Source organism: Halodesulfurarchaeum sp. (genome assembly GCF_036626455.1).
GTDB lineage: Archaea > Halobacteriota > Halobacteria > Halobacteriales > Halobacteriaceae > Halodesulfurarchaeum.
Window position 1 is genome coordinate 22,978 of the sequence record NZ_JAZKRK010000008.1, and the last position, 21,750, is coordinate 44,727.

Consider the following 21,750-nt stretch of genomic DNA (forward strand, 5'->3'; position numbering starts at 1 on the left):
CCTCAGGTATGGCAACTGACGCGGATCTCGAAGATCTCCCGGGAGTAGGGCCAGCGACAGCTGACAAACTGAGCGATGCGGGGTTTGACTCCTTCGAGGGGCTGGCAGTCGCCTCTCCGGGGGAACTCTCCAACACGGCCGACGTCGGCGAATCGAGTGCGGGGGACATCATCAACGCGGCCCGCGAAAAAGCGGACGTGGGCGGATTCGAGAGCGGTCGTGCCGTCCTCGAACGTCGCGAACAGATCGGCAAGCTCACCTGGAACATCGACGAGGTCGACGAACTACTCGGCGGGGGCTCGGAAACCCAGTCCATCACGGAAGTCTACGGCGAGTTCGGGTCGGGCAAGTCCCAAATCACCCACCAACTCTGCGTCAACGTCCAACTGCCCGAGGAATTCGGCGGCCTCGAAGGCAGTGCGATCTTCGTGGACAGCGAGGACACCTTCCGCCCCGAGCGGATCGACGACATGGTCCGGGGGCTCGACGACGAGGCCATCGAGGCGACGATGGACGAACGCGACATCGAAGGCGGGCCGGACAACGAGGCGGCGATGGAGACACTGATCGAGGACATCCTCGACAAGATCCACGTCGCGAAGGCCTTCAACTCGAACCACCAGATCCTCCTGGCCGAGAAGGCAAAGGAGGTCGCCGCCGAGAACGAGGACAGCGAGTGGCCCGTCCGCCTGCTGAACGTGGACTCCCTGACCGCCCACTTCCGGGCGGAATATGTGGGTCGGGGGCAACTCGCGGATCGGCAGCAGAAACTCAACCAGCACCTCCATGACCTGTTGCGTATCGGCGACCTCTACAATACTGCAGTCGTTGTGACCAACCAGGTCCAGTCGAATCCCGACGCCTTCTTCGGCGACCCCACCAAGCCGATCGGGGGCAACATTCTTGGCCACACCTCGACATTCCGGATCTACCTGCGCAATTCGAAAGGCAGCAAACGCATCGTTCGGCTCGTGGACGCCCCGAATCTTGCTGACGGTGAAGCAGTGATGCGCGTCGAAGACGGCGGACTGATGCCGGAGTAGCCGGTGAAGACAGCGGACTCGGAGCGGGCCGACTCGAATCCGTTTGGGCATATTAAAGAGTTCTCGTGCCCCCCGGCGGATTCTTACAATGTTGGAAACAAAATGCATTACTACTCTCGGCCCCGTAGGGAGACTGTGGTGGACGCAAAATGACCGGATATGCAGTCGTCCTCGCCTCCGAGGAGTTCGAACGAGTGCAGGCAGTAAGCATGATCGCAAGTGTCGCTGCCTCCTCGGACGTTCCGGTGGAGGTCTTCGTGACGATGAACGGACTCAACCCGTTCGAGACTGAGACCGTCGAAAACATGGACTTCGAAGGCGGCCGCGTTGCTGACGCGATGATGTCAGCCGACACGTCGAGTCCGCTTTTCACCGAACAGCTCGAGAAAGCAAAAGCCATCGGCCCGCTCCAGGTCTACGCCTGCGAGATGGCGATGGACGTGCTCGGAAACGACCTCGAGGATTACGTCGACGTCTTCGACGACACCCTCGGTGTTTCCGGGTTCCTGAACCGTGCCAAAGACAAACAGATCATCTTCGTTTAACAACAATGAGTGAAACAGACATCCAAGCGGACGAAACGGTAGACGCAATCGGCTCGGCCTGTCCGGGCCCCCTCATGGACCTGATCGGCAAAATCAAAGACGTCGACGACGGGACTGTCGTCGAACTCCTCACGGGCGACGAGGGGTCGAAAAACGACGTCCCCGAGTGGGTCGAGGAAGCGGACCACGAACTCCTTGACATTATCGATGACGGGGAGTATTACTCGATCTACGTGAAGAAAACCTGATATGACGGAGCGAATCGTCATCGTCGGTGGCGGGAGCGGCGGCACGATTACCGCAAACCGTCTGAGCGAGGAGCTCGAGTCGGAAATCGAAGCCGGCAAAATAGAGATCACGGTCGTCAGTGCGAACCCGAACCACCTCTACAAGCCACTGTATCTGTACATCCCGCTCGGCGAAGCAGAACTCGAGGACACGCGGCGGCCCCTGGTCGATCTGGTCGACCACCGGGTCACCCTCGTGTACAAGCGTGTCACGGAGATCGACACGGACGGGAAGTCCCTCGCAATGGACGACGGCAGCGAACTGGACTACGACTATCTGGTCGTCGGGACGGGCGCGATCCCGCAGCCGGAAGAGACACCAGGCCTCGGCGAAGACGAGCCTGGTCATCACTTCTACGGCCCCGACGCCTCCGAAAATCTCCGCGAAACGCTGGCGAACTTCGATGAGGGGCACCTCGTGCTCTCAGTCATCGGCACGCCACACGTGTGTCCGGCGGCTCCGGTGGAGTTCCCCATGATTGTGGAGGAGTGGTTCCGCGAACGAGGCGTTCGCGAGGACATCGAAATCACGTATACCTATCCCATCCAACGGCTCCACGGTGTTCGCCCCACAGCCGAGTGGATGGTACCGCGGTTCGAGGAGCGTGACATCGAGACCAAGACGTTCTTCAACGTCGAAAATGTCGAGGACGGTACCATCGAGACCTTGGAAGGCAAGGAACTCGACTTCGACCTCATGATCGGTATCCCTGAGTTCACCGCCTCCCCGATCATCGAGGAAGCGGGACTCGGCGAGGAGTGGATGGAAGTCGACCGGAACACCCTCGAGTCAGAGCACGCCGAAGACGTCTGGGGTATCGGCGACGTGACCAACCTCCCGACAAGCAAGGCGGGCAGTGTAGCGCACTACGCCTCGGGAACGCTCGTCTCCCGTATCGCCAGCGAGGTCCGGGACCAAGTCCCGACAGCGACCTTCCACGGCAAGACGATCTGTTTCATCGAGGCTGGGACCGAAGAGGGCACCTTCATCGAGTTCGCCTACGACCGAGAACCTGTCGTGCGCGACGAGAACCGGTTCCTTCACTGGTCGAAGCTGGGATACAACGAGGCCTACTGGCTCACCGCCAGAGGGGTGATGTGAATGAGCGATGAATTAGACGAACTCGAAGCCGAATCCGAGTCGATTCAGGAGGCGGCCGACGCGATGGTCGAACTCCAGCAGGACGGCACACTTGAAGACCTGACAGAAGCGGCAACGGCGGTCTCGCTTCTGGCCGACGCGCTGGACGACGAGATGGTCGTCGAGGTCGCCGGGCTGGCGAACGAACTCGGCCTGGTCGCCGGAAGCGCAACCCAGCCGAACACGATCCGGACCCTCGCGACCATGATGGACGCGATGGACGAAGCAGATACCTTCGAGAATCCCGAAAAGGTCGGGATGATGGGAACCGTTGGCAAGCTCCGGGACGAGGACGTCCAGCGTGGACTCGGTTTCCTGATGGAGTTTTTGGGGGCACTGGGGCGTCAGATCGAGCGTCGCTCCGAGGGCTACGAACAGGCCGAGAACTGAGGGTTTCTTGCGGTATTCGAACTCGGTCCGTCAGAACAGGTAGACTTGGTCGTCTTCAAATGCCACCGGCCCTGTAGTTTTCGAGTGACCTCGACCTGGTCGTTTCGACGACTTCGTCTTGTTAGTCCTCGAGTGACGTCGTCTCGTCGTCGCGATCGCCGAGATAGATCTCGGTGCCGTCCTGAACCACCTTCTCCGCGAGGACGGCACATTTGATCCGCATCGGGCTGATATCCCCGCCGAGCAGTTCGACCGCATCGTCCCGGTCCAACTCCTGGACCTCCGCTAACGTCATGCCCGGCAGTTGTTGCCCAAGCAGACTCGCAGCGGCCTGGCTGATCGCACACCCCTCACCGTGGAAGGCGACCGACTCGATAGTGTCTCCGTCCTCGGCCAACTCGACGTCGAACTCGATCTCGTCCCCACAGGATGGGTTGTGACCCAGGTGGCTGAACGTCGGTGAGTCGAGTTCGCCGTAGTTCCGGGGGTTCTTGTAATGATCAAGGATCTGCTGGCGGTACATGTCCGAGCCCATGCTCATGGTTGTGCTGAAGTACGCGAGCCGGGATACAAGGGTCCTGCGGGTGTCACGTGTGCCGCCGGTACCTCAGGCAAAGAGGTCCCTGGCCGCGTCCAGGCCCTCGAGGAGCACGTCGACTTCGGCGGTCGTATTGTACGCATAAAACGACGCTCGGGCCGACGCCGGAATCTCGAGTGCGTTGTGAAGGGGCTGCGTACAGTGGTCTCCAGCTCGGATCGCGACGCCAGCCTCGTTCAATATCGAGGAGAGGTCGTGGGGATGGACCCCATCGAGCGTGAACGAAACGAGCGCGCCACGTTCCTCGCCCAGGGGCGGGCCGTACACAGTCACGTCCGCCCGGTCACGGAGTTCTTCGTGGGCGTACTGGGTCACCCAGGCTTCGTGAGCCTGCACCTCACGCATGCCAAGGTGGTCGAGGTAGTCCGCGGCCGCCGCAAACCCAATTCCCTCCGCGATCGGGGGCGTCCCGGCCTCGAACTTCATGGGGACTTCGGCCCACGTCGCGCCCTCGAGGGTGACCCGCTCGATCATTCCGCCGCCGTACTGGAACGGTTCCATTTCCTCGAGGAGGTCCGCCCGGCCGTAGAGGGCACCGATACCGGTCGGCCCGGCCATTTTGTGCCCCGAGAACGCGTAGAAGTCGACGTCCAGTGATTTGACGTCGACCGGTCGAGTGGGCACAGCCTGAGCCCCGTCACCGAGAATCAGGGCGTCGTGTTCGTGGGCCATATCAGCGAGTTCCCTGAGCGGGTTAACTGTCCCAAGCGTGTTCGAGACGTGGGGGACACTCACGACTTCCACGTCGTCGTCGATCAGGTCGGCAGCGGCCTCCATGTCGAGTCGGCCATCGCCATCAGACGGAATGTGCCGGACTTCGGCACCCATCCGACCGGCGATCTGGGTGAACGGAACCAGCGAGGCGTGATGATCCATCTCCGTCAGGACGACTGCCCGGCCGGGTTCGAGGTGCTCTCGGCCCCAGGCCTGAGCGACCATGTTCATTGCCTCGGTCGTGTTCTTCGTGAAGACGATCTCCTTGCGCCCGGTGGCGCCGACGAACTCAGCGATGCGGTCGTGGGCCTCCTCGTACTCGATCGAGGCCTCCATCGAGAGCTGGTGAATCCCGCGGTCGACGTTGGCGTTGTACTCGCGATGAAACTCGTTCATCGCATCGATGACCGGGGTCGGCGTCTGGGTCGTCGCGGCGTTGTCCAGGTACGTGAGCGGGGTGTTCTCACCGATCGTCCGTGAGAGTATCGGGAAGTCCCCGCGAATGGCCTCGACATCAAGAGACTCGGGCTCCGTGGCCGTCATTGTCGACTGTTTGGAGGTGACTCCCCAAGTGTCGTTCGGTACGGGTGAGTCTCGGCGGTTTGCAACCAGAAGTGGGCTGGCCGGTCAAACTGCCTGGTCTCGGCGTATCACAATCCTTTACCCGCCTTCAAGCGAAGTTCGCCCAAGGAAGTCCAATTGAGACTCATGAGTGATTCAGATTCGCTGCCCCAACAGAACGTTCTCGAAGCGGACTGGGACTACCTCATCGTTCTCGATGCGGCCCGATACGACGTCTTTGCAGACATCTACGAGGAGTATCTCGACGGCGAATTGACGAAGGTCCGCAGCAGTGGCTCGGCGACCCCTGAGTGGGCAACTCGGACGTTTACAGGGGATCACGAGCTTACCTATCTCTCGGCAAATCCGTTCATCAACAGCCTCGGCATCCCGCTGAACGAACTCAAATGGGGCGCCTCGTCGGGCTACGAGTGGACCGCAACCGAACACATCGACACGATCGTCGATCTCTGGCAGGACGAATGGGACGAGAACCTGGGAGCTATCGCACCCCAGTCGGTCACGGAGGCCGCCCGACGGCAACTCGAAACCGGCTATGACGGACGATTGGTTGTTCACTACCTCCAGCCACACGCGCCGTTCATCCAGGAGGGAACCGGTCGCAAAATGAAACGGATCAAGGCGGGTTTCGACGATGTCCCGGCGGCCGGAAACGCGCCGGAGGAAGAAGCCGATTCGCTGGGGGGACGGCTCCGGCGTTGGATCGAACCCAAACTGGGCAACAGCGAACTCGCCCAGCGACTGGGCATGCTCGTGGAACTCGACGCTGGAAGCACCACGGACATCCTCACTGACGGCATCGAGGACACGTTGCGTGGCTATTACGAGGACAACCTTCGACTGGCGCTGGCGGAAACGGCCGAACTCGTCGAGGAACTCGACGGTGACGTGGTCGTCACGTCGGATCACGGGGAGGCATTCGGGGAACAGGGCATCTGGGAACACCACATCGAGACCTATATACCGCCACTTATCGAGGTCCCCTGGCTCGAAGTCAAGTAATGGTTCCCCTGGCACGACGTGTCACTAGAGTGGTGTGTATTCCACCCGCAAGTGAGTATCCGAGCCCATCGCTTCGCGCATGGGGTGGTCGATCGTGAATCGACGCCAAATTGCGGTTCTCGGATTTCTCGGGTCGCTTGCGGTTATGGGGCTGTTGCTCTCGATCGTCGGCCTCGAGCGGATCGGAACGGCGCTTTCGACCGCCAGTCCGGGCCTGTTGGCGCTCGTCGGGTTGTTCGGACTCGGCCAGGTGAGTGCCTGGGGACTTTCGTTGCGGACCGTTATGGGGTCACTGGACGAACCGGTCTCCCGACGGAAGGGGATCGCACTCTACGCCTCGGCGATGTTCGCGAACAACGTCACGCCCTTTGGCCAGGCTGGGGGCGAACCTGTCACCGCCTACGTGATCAACCGGGTCACGGACACGCGCTTTGAAACTGGGCTCGCAGCGATCGCGACCGTCGATGCGGCCCACGTCTTCACCTCGATCTCGATCGCGGTGACGGGTGGGCTGTTGACGGTGACCGTCTTCTCGCCGAATCAGCAGTTGACACTCGTCGTCCTCGGGGTACTTGGGCTAGGGGTCGCTGTCGGGGTCGCAGGCAGTCTACTCGTTCGGTATCGCCGCTCGATTGCGCGGGGCCTGGAGGTCCCGGTCGCGGATGCGATTCATCGACTCGGGGCCGCCTTCCCGGACCGCCTCGCCAACCTGCTACAAACGGCACGGAGCCGCTTTGCGAACTTTCAGGGCGATCTGGGCCGGATCGCGGCGAACCAAAGAACCCTCGTGCTGGCGCTTGGCTACTCCACGGCCGGGTGGCTCTTCGAGGTCGGCGCTCTGTCGCTTGCACTCTGGGGATTAGGTGGCCCAGTGCCGGTCGCCACGCTTCTCGTCATCATTCCTGTCGGCAAACTCGCCGGGTTTGTGCCACTTCCAGGTGGCTTTGGGAGCATCGAAGCCATGCTCGTGGGGTTGCTCGTGGCGACGACGCCAGTGGCTGGTGGAATGGCCACAGCCGCAGTATTGCTTCACCGGGCGGCGACCTACTGGCTCCCGACGATTTTGGGGGGCAGTGTCTCACTTGCCCTGGGCGTCACGACTCGCTGGGGCTAAGTTATAGTCGGAGATACTGAGCGTGGAGGGTCTGTTCGACTTCGAGCACGTTGCCTTCCTCGACAAAGCCCTCTTCGATGGCGAGTTCGACCGACTCGGTGCCCACGAGGTTCGCGATGCTCGCTCTCTTCAGTGCCTCGACGGCAGTTTCGGTGTCGACCCGGTCCCCCCCATAAAACTCCTCGGTGACTTCCAGCGAAATCGACCCCTCCTCGAAGGTCTCACCCAAGACGTCCGGGTCACAGACCGTGATGAGCAGGCCCCGGTCGGTCTGCCGTTCCGTGAGGATCATTCACCGTGAACGAGACGTTCCTCTTCGGCTTCCTGCATTTCGGTGGCGGTCTCGCGCATCTGAGCGGCCTCCTCGTCGCGTTCGAGCCCTTCGAGCGCCCTGGCTTTCTCCTCGTAGACCGAGGACTCCTGGAAGCCCAGGCGAATCGCGTTGTCGAGACACTCCAACGCGTCCTCGTGCTGGGCCCGTTCGACCTGAATGTAGCCGAGGTTGTACCAGGCCTGTGGCAGGCGCTGGTCCTCTCGAACGGCGTCCTCGGCGTGCTGGAAGGCGGACTCGTCCTCGCCCTGCTCCCAAAGCGCGTACGCCAGATTCGTGTGCGCAAGGGCCGCGAATTCGCCCTCTTCCTCAACGTGCAGCGCTTCGCGATGGGATGAGACGGCGGCATCCCACTCCTCGAGTTCGCCGTGGGCGATGCCTTTGTTGACCCACGACTCTGCTTCGCGGGTGTCGTCCGTGGCATACCTGGCCGCACGTTCGAACGTTTCGACGGCCTGCTCGCCTCGGTTGATCGCCATGTACTCGATGCCGACATCGATGAGGGAGTCGGCGTCGGCCTGCTCGTTCGCGATGTTTCGATCGTCCAGTAGGTCGGTCACCGACCGGGAGTCCACCGGGTCGACGGCCGACGGGTCCTCCACGTCGAGTTCGGGTGGGTCCAGATCGAAGCCCTCGTAGGGCTCCGAGAACCCCTGTCCCGAGGAGAACTCGTGGCCGCTCTCGCGGCCGTTCCCCTCCTCACGGTCCTGATTAGTCATGTCAGCGGATAAGTGAGACGGAGGGTTAAGGCCACCGGCACACGAAAGGCCGATATGCGGGTGTTCGTCAGCATCGACCTGTCCGAATCGTTCACCGGGCCGATCGCCGACCTCCAGAAGGATTTCCAGGGCGCCACAGGGCTGGACTTCGTCGATCCCGAACAGGCCCACGTGACGATGAAATTTCTCGGCGATATCGATCCGGGCCGGGTCGACGACATTGCCGACGCGCTCGATCGGGCGGTCGCCGAGGCCGACGTGGACCCATTCGAGGCAACCTTCGAGGGATTGGGTGTCTTTCCGTCCATCGAGTACATCAACGTGCTCTGGCTCGGGGTAGGGAAGGGCACCGACTCGCTCGTCGATCTCCAGGCCCCCATCGAGGACCAACTGGTCGGTCTGGGATTCGACGCCGAGGATCACGAGTTCACCCCACACGTCACGCTCGCCCGTATGAAACACGCCGGGGGCAAGGAACTCGTCCAGGAACGAGTCCGGACGACGGACCCGACTGTCGGCACGATGACCGTCGATGAAGTCCGCCTCAAAGAAAGCACGCTCACGGACGATGGGCCGGAATACGAGACGGTACACGGCGTCTCGCTGTAAGTCCGACTGGATCGTGTCCTCGGCCGGTCCGAACTCGAATCTTGCTCCACTTGGGTTGTGATCGGTGATCGAAACCCTGCTACCGGTTCCAGCTTCCGTCGAGAGACTCCAGCGACTGCGAGCCGACGGAAACGGACAACGTTTTAAGGAGTAGAGCCAGTATTTCAGCCCACTATGAGTAAGAAAACGAAGTCCAAGAAAAAGCGGCTGGCCAAGCTCGAGCGCCAGAACAGCCGCGTCCCGGCCTGGGTCATCATGAAGACGGATCAGGAAACCCAGCGCAACCCACAGCGTCGTCACTGGCGGCGAAGCGACACCGACGAGTAATCCATGAGCGCAAGCGATTTCGAGGAGCGCATCGTCACGGTGCCCCTCAGAAAAGTCAAGGCGACGTCGAAAAGCGAGCGTGGGGACAAGGCCATGTCGATGATTCGCGAGCACCTGGCCACCCAGTTCAGCGTCACCGAAGACGCGGTTCGACTGGACCCCTCGATCAACGAAGCGGTCTGGGAACGGGGCCGTGCCAATCCGCCGAGTAAAGTTCGTGTGCGGGCCGCTCGGTTCGAAGAAGAGGGCGCCGCGGTCGTCGAGGCCGAACACGCCGAGTCCTGAGAGTGCTTCGCACTGCATTCTACGGATCGTCCTACGTCGGGGTCTTTGGGGCCGCATCGGAGGGGTTTCTGGTTCTCCGTCCCGACCTCGAGGCCGAGACCGTCGAAGCGATCGAAGCGGAGTTCGAAACACCAGTCGTCGAGACAACCATCGATGGGTCGGGGACGGTTGGCGCGCTCCTCGCGGCGAACTCGAATGGGATGGTCGTGAGCGAGCGCACTGCCGATCACGAACGCGAACGGCTCGAATCCGAAACTGATCGGCCAGTGGCGTTACTTCCGGGTCGGATCAACGCTGCAGGGAACGTCATCCTCGCGAACGATCACGGCGCCTTCGGGCATCCTGACCTTTCCGACGAAGCGGTGAGTGTGGTCGAGGAGACACTCGATGTCCCGATGACCAACGGCCGGATCGGGGGCGTCGATACCGTCGGCTCCGCCGCGGTCGCCACGAATCGTGGCGCACTCTGTCATCCACAGGCCACCGACGAGGAGTTGGACGCCGTCGAGGCGGCGCTGTCGGTGCCGGCGGACGTGGGGACAGTTAATTACGGCGGCCAGCTCGTCGGTTCGGGACTTATTGCGGCGGGAGCGGGCTATCTCGTCGGGGAGGACACGACTGGCCCGGAACTCGGACGCATCGAGGACGCCCTGGGCTACATCGATTAGCTCGGTCCCGAGTAGGAAGATACTTCCCGCTCAGAGTCTGGTTTTGGACCATGAGTATTGGAGGAGGCGGCGGTCAGCTTCAGGCGCTTCAGGAGGAAATGCAGGCCCTCGCGGAGCGACGTGAAGAACTCGACGAGCAGATCGAAGAACTGGAAACCGATAAACGCGAGATTGACGAGGCCATCGAAGGGCTCGACGTACTCGAGACGGGCTCGACCGTTCACGTTCCACTTGGCGGGGACGCGTTCGTCCGCGCGACCATCGAGGACGCGGACGAAATCGTCGTCAGCCTGGGCGCCAACTTCGCGGCGACCGAGGACCGCGAAGAGGCAGCCGAGACCCTCGAAACGAAGCAGGAACGAGTCGACGAGCGTATCGAGGAGCTGCGTGAGGAGCAGGCCGAACTCGACGAACAAGAGGCTCAGCTGGAACAGGAGGCCCAGCAGGCCCAACAGCAGATGCTCCAGCAGCAGGCCCAGCAACAGGGCGAATAAGCGGATGTTCGACGGGCTGAAGGAGAAGCTGGGAGAGTTCCGCGAGGACGCGGCCGATGTGGCGGCGGAGCAGGCGACGACCGAACACGAGGCCCAGGCCGATTCCGAAGCCCCTGACGATTCTACGGCAACCGAAGACTCGACAGCGGGCGCGCCGGACGGGGCGGACGAATCGGAGGGCGGCCCGTCACTGACCGACCGAGCGAAGTCCCTGGCGACAGGCAAAGTCATTCTCGACGCCGAGGACCTGGAGGAGCCCTTGTGGGAACTCGAACTGGCCTTGCTCGAAAACGACGTCGAGATGTCCGTCGCCGAAGAGATCCTGGACGGTATCGAAGCCGAACTCGTCGGCGAGCAGAAGACGATCACCGAGAGTACGACGGGACTCATCGAGGAAGCGCTTCGGGAGGCGCTGTTTGATGTCGTCTCCGTCGGTCAGTTTGATTTTCTCGACCGGCTCGCTGCCACGGATAAACCAGCCGTCATCATTTTCACCGGGGTCAATGGCGTCGGAAAAACCACCTCGATCGCCAAACTCGCGACGTACCTCGAGGAGCACGGGTTCTCGTCGGTGCTCGCAAACGGCGACACCTACCGGGCCGGAGCGAACGAGCAGATCGAGGTCCATGCCGACCGCATCGACGCGCCGCTCATCAGCCACGAGCAAGGCGGTGATCCGGCAGCGGTGATCTACGATGCTGTGGAGTACGCAAACGCCCACGATATCGATGTGGTCCTCGGAGACACGGCCGGACGCCTGCACACGAGTGACGGGTTGATGAATCAACTCGCAAAGATCGACCGGGTCGTTGGGCCGGACATGACGCTGTTCGTGGACGAGGCCGTCGCAGGCCAGGACGCTGTCAAGCGAGCCACCGAGTTCAACGAGGCGGCGAACATCGACGGCACGGTGCTGACCAAGGCCGACGCCGACACCCATGGTGGCGCCGCCATCTCGATTGCGAGCGTGACTGGCGCGCCGATCCTCTTTTTGGGAACCGGGCAAGGCTACGACGACCTGGAGGCCTTCGATCCGGAGGCACTGGTCGAGGACCTGCTCGGCGCCTGAGCAGCCGAAGGGCTTTCGTCCCCGCCCCCGAGGAACCGTGTATGGGCGAGGACTACGACGATTTGGTCAGCTACCTCACGCCCCGTGAGGAGACCGACTCGATGAAGCGCTACCAGAACACCACCGCGATCCCCTGTCCGGTTTGTGATGAGGCCTTCGCTGACCTGGTGGTCGTGACGGGAGAGACCACGAGCCTGGAACTATCAGAACCACTCGATCTGTGCGTCACCCGGACCTCAGAGGACAAGCCGATGTTGTTCACGCATATGTAGCCGAAGTGGCATCGGAGACGGTCGGATGCAGTTGACAAAGGCGAGCAGGTGGCACCTGCTCGGCCCGGACGGGTGTGCCACACTCCCGCCGTGTTCCGTCCGGGGCACTGACCGGGTGATGGGTTGAAGTGGTCCGGTTTTCCGGGAAAAAGGTCCGGGTCGGCCAGAGGGGAGTTCAGGCTCCTTTCGGCCGTTTATTATTCGAACTGTTGGGCTGGCGTTTCGGCAGCCACGATGGTCAGATCCCGCCGCGTACTATCCCGGTCATAGGCCCACACGTTCCCCGTCTTCCAAGGTGGAACAGCCACCAGTACCGACGCATGGAGATCGTCCCGAACAGTCAAATCGGGGTTTCCATCGGGGTGTGAGAGAAAGCGGCCCTGTGACTGCCCCGCCGGCGTGCCGAGATCGACGCCAAAGACGAAATCGAGGGCGTTGCCCACGTCCGGGAAGTAGAAATCGGAGTACACAGGGGTGACGGCGTCGAGATCGGGAAGCGGGGTCGGTGCTGTCTCTCGCCCAAGTAGGGACTCCGACAGCGAGTCCTCGTCCAGATCCGCCGATGGTTCTTCGAGGTCCCCGGCCGCACTCGCGACGAGATAGACGTTCGCAGGATTGGGCTCCGCGTCGGCCGCGATCTCCAGCAACACCGAGAGCAGCGGGCGCGTAATGTATAGGGCGGCGGGTGGCACAGGCGCGTTTCGGGTCCGGACCGGATAAATCGGCGGCTCCCAGCGAATCCACACGGTTAGACATTTACCGCTCGGCGGGCCTAACACTTACAACACGATGGTACTCGAGGATCTGGGGAGTTCGCTTCGATCGACGCTAGACGACCTCCGGGGAAAATCCCGCATCAGCGAGGAGGACGTCGACAACGTCGTCACGGAGATCCAGCGGTCGCTCCTCCAAGCCGACGTGGACACCGGGCTGGTGATGGAGCTCTCGGATGCCATCCGCGAGCGGGCACTCGACGAGGAACCGCCCGGTGGCACCACGGCGCGGGATCACGTCCTGCGGATTGTCTACGAGGAGCTAGTCGAGCTCGTCGGCGAGTCGACGGACCTCCCACTCGAGTCACAGACCATCCTCCTGGCCGGGCTTCAGGGCTCCGGGAAAACGACGACGGCGGCCAAAATGGCCTGGTGGTTCTCGAAGAAAGGCCTTCGTCCGGCGGTCATTCAGACCGACACGTTCCGCCCTGGCGCCTACGAACAGGGCAAAGAGATGGCCGAACGGGCCGAGGTCGAGTTCTACGGCGACCCGGATGCCGACGACCCGGTCGAAATCGGCAGGGATGGACTCGAAGCGACCGAAGACGCGGACGTCCGTATCGTCGACACGGCCGGTCGACACGCACTCGAAGAGGGGCTCATCGACGAGATCGAGGAGATCGAGACTGCGGTCGAACCGGATCGAAACCTCCTCGTCCTGGACGCCGCGATCGGCCAGGGGGCCAAGGAGCAGGCAACGCGATTCGACGAGTCCATCGGTATCGATGGGGTTACGATCGCGAAACTCGACGGGACGGCGAAGGGTGGTGGTGCCCTCACAGCGGTCAACGAAACCGACTCGACCATCGCCTTCCTCGGGACCGGTGAGACGGTCAAGGACATCGAGCGCTTCGAGCCCTCCGGCTTCATCTCTCGGCTGTTGGGCATGGGGGATCTCAAGCAACTCACGGAGCGGGTCGAGCGGGCGATGGAGGAGACCGAAGAAGAGGAGGGCGATTGGGAGCCCGAGGACATGATGGAAGGGGATTTCACCCTCAAAGACATGCGCCATCAGATGAAGGCCCTCGACCGGATGGGGCCGCTCTCGCAGGTGCTCGACATGGTCCCAGGCCTGGGCGGGGGGATGATGGATCAGCTCCCCGACGATGCAATGGACATGACCCAAGAGCGGATGCGCACCTTCGAGATCATCATGGACTCGATGACCGAGGAGGAACTCGATAATCCACGCTCGATCGGGGCAAGCCGGATGAAACGGATCGCCGCCGGAAGCGGCACTGAGGTCGACGACGTGCGGGAGTTGCTCGAACAATACCGGATGATGGCCCGGGCCATCAATCAGTTCCAGGGCATGGGTGATGCCGACATGGAACGGATGATGAAACAGATGCAACAGGGTGGCGGTCCGGGCGGCGATCTCGGCGGCCTCGGCCCGACAGGATAAATTCGGCACCGAGGTTCGGCCGCGGCGGACGGTTCCTTTTTGACTGCGCCGGCCGACGTTCCCACGATGACAATCGCCTCGCTGGCACGGACCGCATACCGCGAGGCGCTCGGACCGCTCCTGGTGAGTGCCGTCGGAGGGCTTTTTGCTGGGCTGGTGCTTGCCGGGATGGAAAGTGACCTCGAACGGATCCGGGGGCTCCTCGTGCTCGTTCCCGCGCTCCTCGCCACCCGGGGAAACGTCTTCGGCGCCTACGCCGCCCGGATCGCCTCCGGGCTCCACCAGGGCCTCCTCGGACCAGATTTTCAGTGGGATGACGATCGACTTCAGGCGGCCACCGCCGCGGCCACGTCGAACAACATGCTGGCAAGTGGATTCGCTGCCGTGCTCACCGTGGCCGCGCTCCGTGCGCTCGGACAGAGCGCGGCCCCGCTCTGGATGCTGTTGGCCATCGCGCTGATCGCGGCCTTCCTCTCCGGGGTCGCCCTCGCTGCAGTGGTCATCGGGGCCATGTTCCTTGGCTTTCGCCGAGGGATCGACCCCGATACCCTCGTGGGCCCGCTGGTCACAACCACCGGGGACGTCATCGGAATCGCCTTCCTGCTACTCGCCGTCGAAATCGTCGCCGGGGGGATCTGAATGCAGGCAGCATCCGGACAGTACTGGTCCTTCCGGTCGCTTTCCCGGGCGACGCTGCCAACGCTCCTCCTCTTGACGGTTGTTGCGGTCGGGTCGGGACTGCTACTTGGGACCTTCGAGGCCGTCCTCTATCGGTACCCCTCGCTTCTGATTCTCGTCCCGGTCACTATCGGGACCGCGGGGAACCTCGGAAGTCTGCTCGCGTCGCGGCTCTCGACGGCGTTTCACCTGGGCACACTCTCCTTTCGCCCTCGAAACGAGCAACTCGGTGGCCACTCACTTGCCACTATCGGCCTTGCCCTCACACTATTCCCACTCGTTGGAGCCGGTGCCTGGATACTCGCACTGGTGACGGGCCGGGTCGTCCTCCCGCTCTGGAAGGTTGTGGCGATTGCCACCGTCAGTGGGGCGGGCCTTGCCGTGGTAGCGATCCTCGCCACGGTTCTGACGACCTATGGCGCGTACCGGGCCGAACTCGACCCGGACGACGTCGTTATTCCGGTCGTGACGGTCACTGCGGACGTGTTCGGCGTCGTCATGCTTTTCGTCGCGGTCGCTCTCTTCACCTGACCGCCCTGGCTGGCTCAGAGATCCGGCGATTCGGCCGGGGTCCCATCCTCTGTTCGAGGGGCCAGGAGGTCGATATACTCCTCGACGCCCGGTTCGTGGACGATCACCGCAACTTCGATGGCGCCAAGTTCGTTCGGCGTCCCGATAGAGAAGTTGATCACGTCCTCCAGGGCGGCCGCTTTTTTCAGTTCGAAACTGAACCCCCGAGGGCCCGCGCGGTCGAAGAAGAGATCCCGAGCGGTATCGAGGATCCGCTGCTCGAAGAGCCGCCTGCGGAAGTGATCAAGGTCGTAGGTCGTCGCCACCACCCGATCGTCCCGGGACTCGATCTCACTTTCGGGAAACAGCGTCAGGATCGCCTCAGCGACTCGCTCCGTGACTTCCGTCTCCTTGACAGGGGCCTCGATTGTCGCCTCGACCCGCCGAATGGGCCCATCGATGGCGTCCTCGAAGACCGAACTCACGGTCTCGCGATACGCCTCTAGCGAGCCGTCGTTCTCGATGATCACGTCGGCTCGGTCAATGGCATCCCGGAGCCCGAAGCCGAGTTCCCGTTCGTCCCGATCGGCAAGCGTTTCGCCGCCGTCTTCGGCGCTCGAATCGCGGTTCCGGACTTCGAGGCGGTCGGCCCGAAGTTCGTCGGGCGCGGTGATCGCGACAAGCGTGAAGTCCTCGCCAAAGGCCGCTTCGAAGCGCTCGACTTCGGCCCCCGATCGGATTCCGTCGATCACGACCGCGTCAGACTCGGCCTGGGCATCACGAATTGCTGGGAGCGAGCGGTCTGCGATGGCAGCCAGGCCCTCTTCCTCTCGGAGTGCCTGGGCGACCGACCCGTGGTCGGCGGCGGGGTCGAGGTCCCGGGCTTCGGTCTCCTGGCGGACAATATCGCCCATCGTGACGACGGGCAGGCCGAGTTCGCGGGCCACCGTCGCAGCCTCACTCTTGCCGCTTCCCGGGAGGCCGACGATGCCGATGATAGTCATTAGGTCCGTCTATCGGGTGCGTGGTCTTTTTGGTTCCGCTCTGGAGTCGGTCGAGTGTAACACATATTACGGCGGGAGTCAAAGCCCGGGGTGAGGGCACGTAGCTCAGTCCGGACAGAGCGTCGGACTTCTATCCCGGGCAGCCTGGCTGTGTGGGGAAGACATCCGACGGTCGCGGGTTCGAATCCCGTCGTGCCCGTGAACCGACGAGCGAAGCGAGTCGTGTGAACGGGAGCCGCGTGTTCCTGCGAACGAAGTGAGCAGTGAACACGCCGAGGGATTCGAGCCCTGGAAGAGGAGCGACCGTAGGGAGCGAGTCTTCCTCCGGTTCGAATCCCGTCGTGCCCGCTTTTCTGAGGAACGAACGTGACGAAGAAAGCGGCACATGGGATTCGAAGTACGGAAGGCGCGAGTGAAACGAGCGTCTTCAGGTGGTTCGAATCCCGTCGTGCCCGTGAACCGACGAGCGAAGTGAGTCGTGTGAACGGGAGCCGCGTGTTCCAGCGAACGAAGTGAGCGGTGAACACGCTGCGGGATTCGAGCCCTGGAAGAGGAGCGACCGCGGGGAGCGAGTCTTCCTCTGGTTCGAATCCGTTGTGCCCGCGGTACAAAATTGCTCAAATCCTCACTCCGCCAACGGCAACCGGACGGTAAACACCGCTCCGCGAGGGTCGTTGTCCGCGACGGTCACTTCACCACCGTACCGGTCGACCAATGTCTCGACGATATACAGCCCTAAGCCCGACCCCTCGCTTTGAAGGCCATGAACGCCTTTCTCGAAAATCTCGTCCCTTTTCTCGTCCGAAACGCCGGGACCGTCATCAGCGATCTCGATACTGGCCTGGCCGTCCTGCTCGGTCGCCGTCACGGTGACGGTCGGAACCTCGGTATCGTTGTGCATCACCGCGTTCTGGAACAAGTTCCGGAACACCGAATTCAGAAGGTCATCAGCCAGCACGGAACTCTCCGGAATCGACCCGGTGGCCTGGATGATGGCTGCCTCGTGATTCGAGCGGGCGGTCTCAATTTCGTCCTCTAACGTGGACCGCAGGTTGATCGGTGTCAGGTCGGTATCGGCCTGTAGTACTACGTCGGCAACTGTGCGGGCCGTTTTGGTGATCCGGACCGCGTTTTTTGCGGCGTTTCGAACCTGTTCGAGATGGGACACCCCGGCCTCCTCGACGTGGTCCTCGAGCAACTCGGCGTAGGCCACCACGAGTTGGAGGTCATTGCGGATATCGTGACGAACGGTCTGGTTCAGCACTTCGAGGCTATCTCGCTGGGCCTCCAGGGTTCGTTCGTATTCCTTGAGGTCCGTGATATCCCGGGCGTACCCGAGCACTGCGGGGTCCTCGCTCCCCGCGGGTTCGTAGGGAATCTTGACGGTGTTGTAAATCCGGTGCTCCCCACTTGCGGTGAGTAATTCCTCCTCCTCGATCGTCTTTGGCTGGCCCGACTCGATCACCTCAAGGTCGTCCGACCGGAAATCCGCTGGGTCCTGATCCGAATGGAGCAAGTCGTAATCCGACTGTCCCAGGATCTCCGCGACCGGACGCCCGAACGCATCGGCGACAGCCTCGTTAGCCAAGAGATACTCCCCGTCCCGGTTTTTCACGAACAGGAGGTCCGGCACCAAATCGATGATCTGTCTGAGCCGGTCTTTGGCGGTTTCAATGGCCTGTTCGGCCCGTTTCCGTTGATCGATTTCCTGATGGACGCCGACGGCCCGCTTGGGGTCGCCGTCTTCCCACTCGACCACTTTCCCGATGTTCCGGATCCACAGCCACTCCCCATCAGTGGTTCTGAGTCGATATTCACACCGATACAGTGGTTCGGTTCCCTCGATATGCTGTTCAAGGGCTTCATCGTGCAGTTGGCGATCGTCCGGATGGACGAGGTCCTCCCATTCCTCGAATCGATCGGGGATCTCGCCAGGCTCGTATCCCAACATCCGGGCCCATTCGTCGTTACGGGTTACCTCGCCGGTTTCCATGTCCCAGTCCCAGATTCCCAGGTCCGCACCTTCGATGGCGAGGTCGAGTCGCTCCGTGAGTTCCCGGAGTTGTTGTTCGCGCTCTTTCCGATCGGAAATGTCTCTGACGTAGGCCACGAACCGGTCCTCGCTAACTGAAACAGCATCGAGCTGAACGGTGATGGGATGGCCATCGGCGTGTTCGATTTGGAGCTCGGTTTCCACCCGATCCGACTCCTTGAGGGCCTGAAACGACGGTAGGGGCTCGTCGATGGATGTCTGATAGGCCAGAGTGGAAACCGACATATCGAGGAGTTCGTCACGGGAATACCCAGTTAACTTAGCCGCATGCGGATTGACGTCGACGTAGCTCCCCGTTTCGTCAACGACAAAGACCGCGAGTGGCGACTGCTCGAAATACGCCCGATATGAGTCGCTCGGCGGTTGGGAAGCCATACGGCCCCTACGGATGCTATCCGGGAAAGGATTCTCCTAGAATCAACGGTAGATGGATATTAGACGGACCGACTCACCGTGGCTCAGAAAAGCCCAGATGGATCTGGGAAGTCACCGCCACAGTACGGGCACCGGTAGGTCGTCTCGAACTCGTCCCGCCTGGCAACCGTTTGTGTTTCGAGTTCGTGCATGGCGATCCGGCGGCCACACTCTGGGCACTCGATATCGGGCACGCACAGTTGTATGGTCCCCAGAACCTTCAAGGGTGGTGCCGGGAATCGGCTTAGCGCCGGTCGACAGCCAGGGACAGCGGCGTCGAATTCGCGATGTTGTCGCTGACCGGGCATCGCTCCTCGACCGTTTCGAGCCACGCCGCGAGCTGGTCGTCGTCAGCCGCCGTTTCGACCGCGAGTGAGACAGCAACCTGCTGATAGCCGGCCCGTGGCTCCTCACTTTGACCCATGAACTTCCGCGGGTCGAGGTCGCCCTCGATCTCCACTTCGATGTTCCGCATCTCGAGGTCCATCTCGTCGGCGACTGTGTGCCCGACGACGTTTAGGCAGCCGGCGAGAGCCCCCAGTAGGTACTCGACGGGGTTGGGCCCGGCGTTGGTGCCCCCGAGGTGGGTTGGTTCGTCCACTGAAAAGGAAAAATCTCGAGCCTCGACGACCGTGTGAGTCTCAGTCCGACTCTCAGCGCTGATCGCAAACGAGACGGTCTCGTCCGTTTCCGGTTCCTGTTGTGGCATATATCTAATTTTACGCTGAATTACCGTATACTTGTCTATTATTTTACGGTAAAGTGTGACATATTTTCATGTTAGAGAGGTGCACGCCTTGCACGCGGACCGTCATCGGTTTATCACCCGGCCACACACGTTTTGCCATGATCGATCTGCGAAGTGATACCGTCACTCGTCCGACCGAGGAAATGCGTGAGGAAGCCGCCGGTGCCGCCGTCGGAGACGACGTTCACGGGGACGACCCCACCGTCGCGGAACTCGAAGCCAGAGCCGCGGACGTCGTTGGGATGGAGGCAGCGCTGTTCGTTCCGTCCGGAACGATGGGCAATCAAATTGCGGCTCGAGTCCACACCGACCGGGGCCAGGAGGTCATCACGGACCGGGAAAGCCACGTCGTGCGCTACGAACGAGCCGGCTTTGCCCAGCATTCAGCCCTGCAAATCCGCACCATCGACGCCGAGCGAGGGTTGCCCACTCCCGAACAGGTCCGCGATGCCTATCTGGAGGGAGGTCTCCATCGCCCGCCGACTGGGCTCCTCTCCCTCGAGAACACGCATAATGCCCGTGGCGGCCTCGCGCTTGATCCCGAACAGTTCAGCGAGACAGCCGCGACAGCTCACGAATTAGACGTGCCCGTCCATCTTGATGGTGCCCGACTCTTCAACGCAGCCGTCGCCCATGACGTCGACGTGACCGCGTATACTGAGGCCGTCGACTCGGTCATGTTCTGTCTATCAAAGGGATTGGGCGCCCCGATCGGCTCCATTCTGGCCGGATCGGCCGAGTTCATCGAGGCGGCCCGTGGCATCCGGAAACTGCTCGGCGGCGGAATGCGACAGGCCGGGATCGTCGCAGCCCCAGGGCTTACAGCCCTCGAGAACCGCTCGCACCTCGAAATCGACCATGACAATGCGACCCGACTCGCCAACAGCCTCGATGAGATCGAGGGGTTGGCGATCACCGAACCGGAGACGAACATCGTGCTCGCAGATACCGGGGGCCTCGGGCTCTCGGCTGCAGAGTTCCTCGACCTAATCGAGGGGGAAGGCGTTCAAGCCTCCGAATTCGGGCCGGAGATCGCACGGTTTGTCACGCACCGCGACGTTTCAGCGACCGACATCGAGGACGCCATCGAGGCTGTCACCGTGGCGGTTTCCAATTAGCGTTCGCGGCTCTGGTCCATCCCTTCCTTGAACCCGAGAAGGGTTCGGCGAATCATGAGATAGATGAAGAAGAAAAAGAGCAGTAGCGCCGCGAGGATGAAGTAAAAGACCGGGCCTGTATCAACCATATCAATTCCTTGGCCGGCAGGGCCAAAGCCGTTTCGTCAGCAGGCGCTCAAATCGCTCTTTGAGGCTTCGCTGGAGTCTTTGTATCAGCCACTGTCCAAACACCTGGGGCCAAACCCGTCCTTTCCCCCCTCTGGCCGGGTTCAGTCCCCGCCCCTTGCCGTGTCACCTCCCGCTCCACTTCGGCCCTCCATCCGAAACACCTGTTTCTCGTCCCCGAAAGGCGTGCGGATACGGCCCTGGAGCGCCCCGTTCCGGAGTTCGAGTTCGACGTACGTCGGGTCCCCACCGCGAGGATCAGCGTGGCTGCCCGGATTCACGAGCGCCGGCCCCTCCGCAGACACGAAATGTGGGTGGTGGGTATGGCCGGAGATGACCAGGTCGGCGTCCCGCTCGGCCCCAAAATACGTCAGCCCTGTTTGGCCGCCGGACTGGGTGTGTGTTACCGCGACGGTGAATTCGCCGATTTCGAGGGTCCGAGCAGATGGCAGTCGGTCGGACACAGTCGGACTGTCCCGGTTCCCCGCAACCGCCACGAAGCTGTCGGTAAGGGACTGAAACCCCTCGAGCACGGCTTCGGTGGTGAAATCACCTGCGTGAATCACTCGATCTGCCGTCTGGACGGCTTCGCGAATGGGGCCGGTGAGTCCGGGCCGCTCGGTCCGGTGGGTGTCCGAGAGCACCACGATCATGGTCGATGCTTGGGCCCCACTCACCTCAGCGTTTGGAAC

General features: G+C 62.1%; 29 protein-coding genes, 1 tRNA gene and 1 pseudogene. 20 read left to right on the forward strand and 11 right to left on the reverse strand.

The features are described 5' to 3' along the window. The first annotated feature begins 8 nt into the window (after window positions 1-8). The 5 genes from radA to V5A26_RS04240 all read left to right on the forward strand — a co-directional run bounded on the left by radA (window position 9) and on the right by V5A26_RS04240 (window position 3,406). On the forward strand, window positions 9-1,043 hold the full coding sequence (gene radA / locus V5A26_RS04220) for a DNA repair and recombination protein RadA (RefSeq protein ID WP_332321293.1): 1,035 nt from the start codon (window positions 9-11) through the stop codon (window positions 1,041-1,043). Between the two features lie 149 nt (window positions 1,044-1,192). Next, a complete protein-coding gene (locus tag V5A26_RS04225; protein ID WP_332321292.1) occupies window positions 1,193-1,588 on the forward strand; it encodes a DsrE/DsrF/DrsH-like family protein in 396 nt (131 codons plus the stop codon). A 5-nt stretch (window positions 1,589-1,593) separates the two neighbouring features. Continuing rightward, window positions 1,594-1,836 (forward strand): sulfurtransferase TusA family protein, encoded by a 243-nt coding sequence (locus tag V5A26_RS04230; RefSeq protein ID WP_332321291.1) that lies wholly within the window; start codon window positions 1,594-1,596, stop codon window positions 1,834-1,836. A 1-nt stretch (window position 1,837) separates the two neighbouring features. Next, window positions 1,838-2,977 (forward strand): NAD(P)/FAD-dependent oxidoreductase, encoded by a 1,140-nt coding sequence (locus tag V5A26_RS04235; protein WP_332321290.1) that lies wholly within the window; start codon window positions 1,838-1,840, stop codon window positions 2,975-2,977. Further along, the gene (locus V5A26_RS04240) at window positions 2,978-3,406 is read left to right on the forward strand and encodes a DUF1641 domain-containing protein (RefSeq protein ID WP_332322231.1); all 429 of its coding nucleotides are present in this window, start codon (window positions 2,978-2,980) and stop codon (window positions 3,404-3,406) included. It abuts the gene before it with no gap. Window positions 3,407-3,527: 121 nt separating this feature from the next. Here the strand turns inward: V5A26_RS04240 and V5A26_RS04245 are convergent, their stop codons facing one another. Then, window positions 3,528-3,947, reverse strand: a complete 420-nt coding sequence (locus V5A26_RS04245) for an iron-sulfur cluster assembly scaffold protein (protein ID WP_332321288.1) — start codon at window positions 3,945-3,947, stop codon at window positions 3,528-3,530. A gap of 66 nt (window positions 3,948-4,013) precedes the next feature. Beyond that, a complete protein-coding gene (locus tag V5A26_RS04250; RefSeq protein ID WP_332321287.1) occupies window positions 4,014-5,261 on the reverse strand; it encodes an aminotransferase class V-fold PLP-dependent enzyme in 1,248 nt (415 codons plus the stop codon). A 183-nt stretch (window positions 5,262-5,444) separates the two neighbouring features. Between V5A26_RS04250 and V5A26_RS04255 the strand changes: the two genes are divergently transcribed. Both V5A26_RS04255 and V5A26_RS04260 read left to right on the forward strand, forming a co-directional pair. After that, window positions 5,445-6,302, forward strand: coding sequence for a hypothetical protein (locus V5A26_RS04255; protein ID WP_442908747.1), 858 nt, complete (start codon window positions 5,445-5,447; stop codon window positions 6,300-6,302). Between the two features lie 94 nt (window positions 6,303-6,396). Continuing rightward, window positions 6,397-7,416, forward strand: a complete 1,020-nt coding sequence (locus V5A26_RS04260; RefSeq protein ID WP_332321285.1) for a lysylphosphatidylglycerol synthase transmembrane domain-containing protein — start codon at window positions 6,397-6,399, stop codon at window positions 7,414-7,416. A gap of 1 nt (window position 7,417) precedes the next feature. On the opposite strand, the gene V5A26_RS04265 is transcribed toward V5A26_RS04260, so the two are convergent. Together V5A26_RS04265 and V5A26_RS04270 are read right to left on the reverse strand one after the other, a co-directional pair. Next, window positions 7,418-7,708 carry a DUF424 domain-containing protein gene (locus V5A26_RS04265; RefSeq protein WP_332321284.1) on the reverse strand — a complete coding sequence of 97 codons (291 nt, stop codon included), beginning with the start codon at window positions 7,706-7,708 and terminating at the stop codon, window positions 7,418-7,420. Further along, complete coding sequence (locus V5A26_RS04270; protein ID WP_332321283.1) at window positions 7,705-8,466, reverse strand: tetratricopeptide repeat protein; 762 nt, start codon at window positions 8,464-8,466, stop codon at window positions 7,705-7,707. Before V5A26_RS04270 ends, V5A26_RS04265 begins: the two co-directional genes overlap by 4 nt. A 54-nt stretch (window positions 8,467-8,520) precedes the next feature. Here V5A26_RS04270 and thpR point away from each other — a divergent pair, with 54 nt between their 5' ends. The 7 genes from thpR (at window position 8,521) to V5A26_RS04305 (ending at window position 12,190) form a co-directional block, all read left to right on the forward strand. Beyond that, entirely contained in the window at window positions 8,521-9,075 is a 555-nt protein-coding gene (thpR, locus tag V5A26_RS04275; protein WP_332321282.1) for an RNA 2',3'-cyclic phosphodiesterase, read from the forward strand. 174 nt (window positions 9,076-9,249) lie between these two features. Further along, window positions 9,250-9,402, forward strand: coding sequence for a 50S ribosomal protein L39e (locus V5A26_RS04280; protein ID WP_332321281.1), 153 nt, complete (start codon window positions 9,250-9,252; stop codon window positions 9,400-9,402). A gap of 3 nt (window positions 9,403-9,405) precedes the next feature. Next, complete coding sequence (locus tag V5A26_RS04285; protein WP_332321280.1) at window positions 9,406-9,687, forward strand: 50S ribosomal protein L31e; 282 nt, start codon at window positions 9,406-9,408, stop codon at window positions 9,685-9,687. A 2-nt stretch (window positions 9,688-9,689) separates the two neighbouring features. After that, window positions 9,690-10,355: a translation initiation factor IF-6 gene (locus V5A26_RS04290; RefSeq protein WP_332321279.1), complete on the forward strand. Its 666-nt coding sequence runs from the start codon at window positions 9,690-9,692 to the stop codon at window positions 10,353-10,355. 50 nt (window positions 10,356-10,405) lie between these two features. Continuing rightward, window positions 10,406-10,849 (forward strand): prefoldin subunit alpha, encoded by a 444-nt coding sequence (gene pfdA / locus V5A26_RS04295; RefSeq protein WP_332321278.1) that lies wholly within the window; start codon window positions 10,406-10,408, stop codon window positions 10,847-10,849. 4 nt (window positions 10,850-10,853) lie between these two features. Continuing rightward, a complete protein-coding gene (ftsY, locus tag V5A26_RS04300; protein ID WP_332322232.1) occupies window positions 10,854-11,918 on the forward strand; it encodes a signal recognition particle-docking protein FtsY in 1,065 nt (354 codons plus the stop codon). Window positions 11,919-11,959: 41 nt separating this feature from the next. Further along, on the forward strand, window positions 11,960-12,190 hold the full coding sequence (locus V5A26_RS04305; RefSeq protein ID WP_332321276.1) for a DUF7385 family protein: 231 nt from the start codon (window positions 11,960-11,962) through the stop codon (window positions 12,188-12,190). A gap of 197 nt (window positions 12,191-12,387) precedes the next feature. Here the strand turns inward: V5A26_RS04305 and V5A26_RS04310 are convergent, their stop codons facing one another. After that, window positions 12,388-12,882 carry a hypothetical protein gene (locus V5A26_RS04310; RefSeq protein ID WP_332321275.1) on the reverse strand — a complete coding sequence of 165 codons (495 nt, stop codon included), beginning with the start codon at window positions 12,880-12,882 and terminating at the stop codon, window positions 12,388-12,390. 97 nt (window positions 12,883-12,979) lie between these two features. Here V5A26_RS04310 and V5A26_RS04315 point away from each other — a divergent pair, with 97 nt between their 5' ends. From V5A26_RS04315 to V5A26_RS04325, 3 genes are all read left to right on the forward strand, one after another. After that, window positions 12,980-14,368 (forward strand): signal recognition particle protein Srp54, encoded by a 1,389-nt coding sequence (locus V5A26_RS04315; protein WP_332321274.1) that lies wholly within the window; start codon window positions 12,980-12,982, stop codon window positions 14,366-14,368. Between the two features lie 66 nt (window positions 14,369-14,434). Then, window positions 14,435-15,007, forward strand: coding sequence for a magnesium transporter (locus V5A26_RS04320; RefSeq protein ID WP_332321273.1), 573 nt, complete (start codon window positions 14,435-14,437; stop codon window positions 15,005-15,007). Next, window positions 15,008-15,577, forward strand: a complete 570-nt coding sequence (locus V5A26_RS04325; RefSeq protein ID WP_332321272.1) for a magnesium transporter — start codon at window positions 15,008-15,010, stop codon at window positions 15,575-15,577. A gap of 410 nt (window positions 15,578-15,987) precedes the next feature. On the opposite strand, the pseudogene V5A26_RS04330 reads toward V5A26_RS04325, so the two are convergent. After that, window positions 15,988-16,560, reverse strand: a pseudogene (locus V5A26_RS04330) (AAA family ATPase); the annotation flags it as partial. Window positions 16,561-16,654: 94 nt separating this feature from the next. Between V5A26_RS04330 and V5A26_RS04335 the strand changes: the two are divergent. Continuing rightward, window positions 16,655-16,759 (forward strand) — tRNA-Arg (locus tag V5A26_RS04335). A 167-nt stretch (window positions 16,760-16,926) separates the two neighbouring features. Beyond that, complete coding sequence (locus tag V5A26_RS04340) at window positions 16,927-17,076, forward strand: hypothetical protein (RefSeq protein ID WP_332321271.1); 150 nt, start codon at window positions 16,927-16,929, stop codon at window positions 17,074-17,076. A gap of 109 nt (window positions 17,077-17,185) precedes the next feature. On the opposite strand, the gene V5A26_RS04345 is transcribed toward V5A26_RS04340, so the two are convergent. The 3 genes from V5A26_RS04345 to V5A26_RS04355 form a co-directional block, all read right to left on the reverse strand. Then, window positions 17,186-18,988 (reverse strand): PAS domain-containing protein, encoded by a 1,803-nt coding sequence (locus V5A26_RS04345; protein WP_332321270.1) that lies wholly within the window; start codon window positions 18,986-18,988, stop codon window positions 17,186-17,188. A gap of 83 nt (window positions 18,989-19,071) precedes the next feature. Continuing rightward, window positions 19,072-19,221, reverse strand: a complete 150-nt coding sequence (locus tag V5A26_RS04350; RefSeq protein ID WP_332321269.1) for a hypothetical protein — start codon at window positions 19,219-19,221, stop codon at window positions 19,072-19,074. Window positions 19,222-19,271: 50 nt separating this feature from the next. Further along, a complete protein-coding gene (locus tag V5A26_RS04355) occupies window positions 19,272-19,736 on the reverse strand; it encodes an OsmC family protein (protein WP_332321268.1) in 465 nt (154 codons plus the stop codon). Between the two features lie 137 nt (window positions 19,737-19,873). Between V5A26_RS04355 and V5A26_RS04360 the strand changes: the two genes are divergently transcribed. Beyond that, complete coding sequence (locus V5A26_RS04360) at window positions 19,874-20,893, forward strand: threonine aldolase family protein (RefSeq protein ID WP_332321267.1); 1,020 nt, start codon at window positions 19,874-19,876, stop codon at window positions 20,891-20,893. On the opposite strand, the gene V5A26_RS04365 is transcribed toward V5A26_RS04360, so the two are convergent. Further along, on the reverse strand, window positions 20,890-21,021 hold the full coding sequence (locus V5A26_RS04365) for a DUF7859 family protein (RefSeq protein ID WP_332321266.1): 132 nt from the start codon (window positions 21,019-21,021) through the stop codon (window positions 20,890-20,892). The genes V5A26_RS04360 and V5A26_RS04365 overlap by 4 nt on opposite strands. Before the next feature lie 141 nt (window positions 21,022-21,162). Then, on the reverse strand, window positions 21,163-21,711 hold the full coding sequence (locus tag V5A26_RS04370; protein ID WP_332321265.1) for a metallophosphoesterase: 549 nt from the start codon (window positions 21,709-21,711) through the stop codon (window positions 21,163-21,165). Between the last annotated feature and the right edge of the window lie 39 nt (window positions 21,712-21,750).

Bases quoted from the DNA above. Each gene is read 5' to 3' on its own strand.
- V5A26_RS04250 (WP_332321287.1), bottom strand. From the start codon at position 5,261: ATGACGGCCACGGAGCCCGAGTCTCTTGATGTCGAGGCCATTCGCGGG.
- V5A26_RS04235 (WP_332321290.1), top strand. From the start codon at position 1,838: ATGACGGAGCGAATCGTCATCGTCGGTGGCGGGAGCGGCGGCACGATT.
- V5A26_RS04345 (WP_332321270.1), bottom strand. From the start codon at position 18,988: ATGGCTTCCCAACCGCCGAGCGACTCATATCGGGCGTATTTCGAGCAG.
- V5A26_RS04370 (WP_332321265.1), bottom strand. From the start codon at position 21,711: ATGATCGTGGTGCTCTCGGACACCCACCGGACCGAGCGGCCCGGACTC.
- V5A26_RS04315 (WP_332321274.1), top strand. From the start codon at position 12,980: ATGGTACTCGAGGATCTGGGGAGTTCGCTTCGATCGACGCTAGACGAC.
- V5A26_RS04225 (WP_332321292.1), top strand. From the start codon at position 1,193: ATGACCGGATATGCAGTCGTCCTCGCCTCCGAGGAGTTCGAACGAGTG.
- V5A26_RS04285 (WP_332321280.1), top strand. From the start codon at position 9,406: ATGAGCGCAAGCGATTTCGAGGAGCGCATCGTCACGGTGCCCCTCAGA.
- V5A26_RS04320 (WP_332321273.1), top strand. From the start codon at position 14,435: ATGACAATCGCCTCGCTGGCACGGACCGCATACCGCGAGGCGCTCGGA.
- V5A26_RS04365 (WP_332321266.1), bottom strand. From the start codon at position 21,021: ATGGTTGATACAGGCCCGGTCTTTTACTTCATCCTCGCGGCGCTACTG.
- radA (WP_332321293.1), top strand. From the start codon at position 9: ATGGCAACTGACGCGGATCTCGAAGATCTCCCGGGAGTAGGGCCAGCG.
- V5A26_RS04305 (WP_332321276.1), top strand. From the start codon at position 11,960: ATGGGCGAGGACTACGACGATTTGGTCAGCTACCTCACGCCCCGTGAG.
- ftsY (WP_332322232.1), top strand. From the start codon at position 10,854: ATGTTCGACGGGCTGAAGGAGAAGCTGGGAGAGTTCCGCGAGGACGCG.
- V5A26_RS04325 (WP_332321272.1), top strand. From the start codon at position 15,008: ATGCAGGCAGCATCCGGACAGTACTGGTCCTTCCGGTCGCTTTCCCGG.
- pfdA (WP_332321278.1), top strand. From the start codon at position 10,406: ATGAGTATTGGAGGAGGCGGCGGTCAGCTTCAGGCGCTTCAGGAGGAA.
- V5A26_RS04270 (WP_332321283.1), bottom strand. From the start codon at position 8,466: ATGACTAATCAGGACCGTGAGGAGGGGAACGGCCGCGAGAGCGGCCAC.
- V5A26_RS04355 (WP_332321268.1), bottom strand. From the start codon at position 19,736: ATGCCACAACAGGAACCGGAAACGGACGAGACCGTCTCGTTTGCGATC.
- V5A26_RS04280 (WP_332321281.1), top strand. From the start codon at position 9,250: ATGAGTAAGAAAACGAAGTCCAAGAAAAAGCGGCTGGCCAAGCTCGAG.
- V5A26_RS04240 (WP_332322231.1), top strand. From the start codon at position 2,978: ATGAGCGATGAATTAGACGAACTCGAAGCCGAATCCGAGTCGATTCAG.
- V5A26_RS04265 (WP_332321284.1), bottom strand. From the start codon at position 7,708: ATGATCCTCACGGAACGGCAGACCGACCGGGGCCTGCTCATCACGGTC.
- V5A26_RS04245 (WP_332321288.1), bottom strand. From the start codon at position 3,947: ATGAGCATGGGCTCGGACATGTACCGCCAGCAGATCCTTGATCATTAC.
- V5A26_RS04360 (WP_332321267.1), top strand. From the start codon at position 19,874: ATGATCGATCTGCGAAGTGATACCGTCACTCGTCCGACCGAGGAAATG.
- V5A26_RS04230 (WP_332321291.1), top strand. From the start codon at position 1,594: ATGAGTGAAACAGACATCCAAGCGGACGAAACGGTAGACGCAATCGGC.
- thpR (WP_332321282.1), top strand. From the start codon at position 8,521: ATGCGGGTGTTCGTCAGCATCGACCTGTCCGAATCGTTCACCGGGCCG.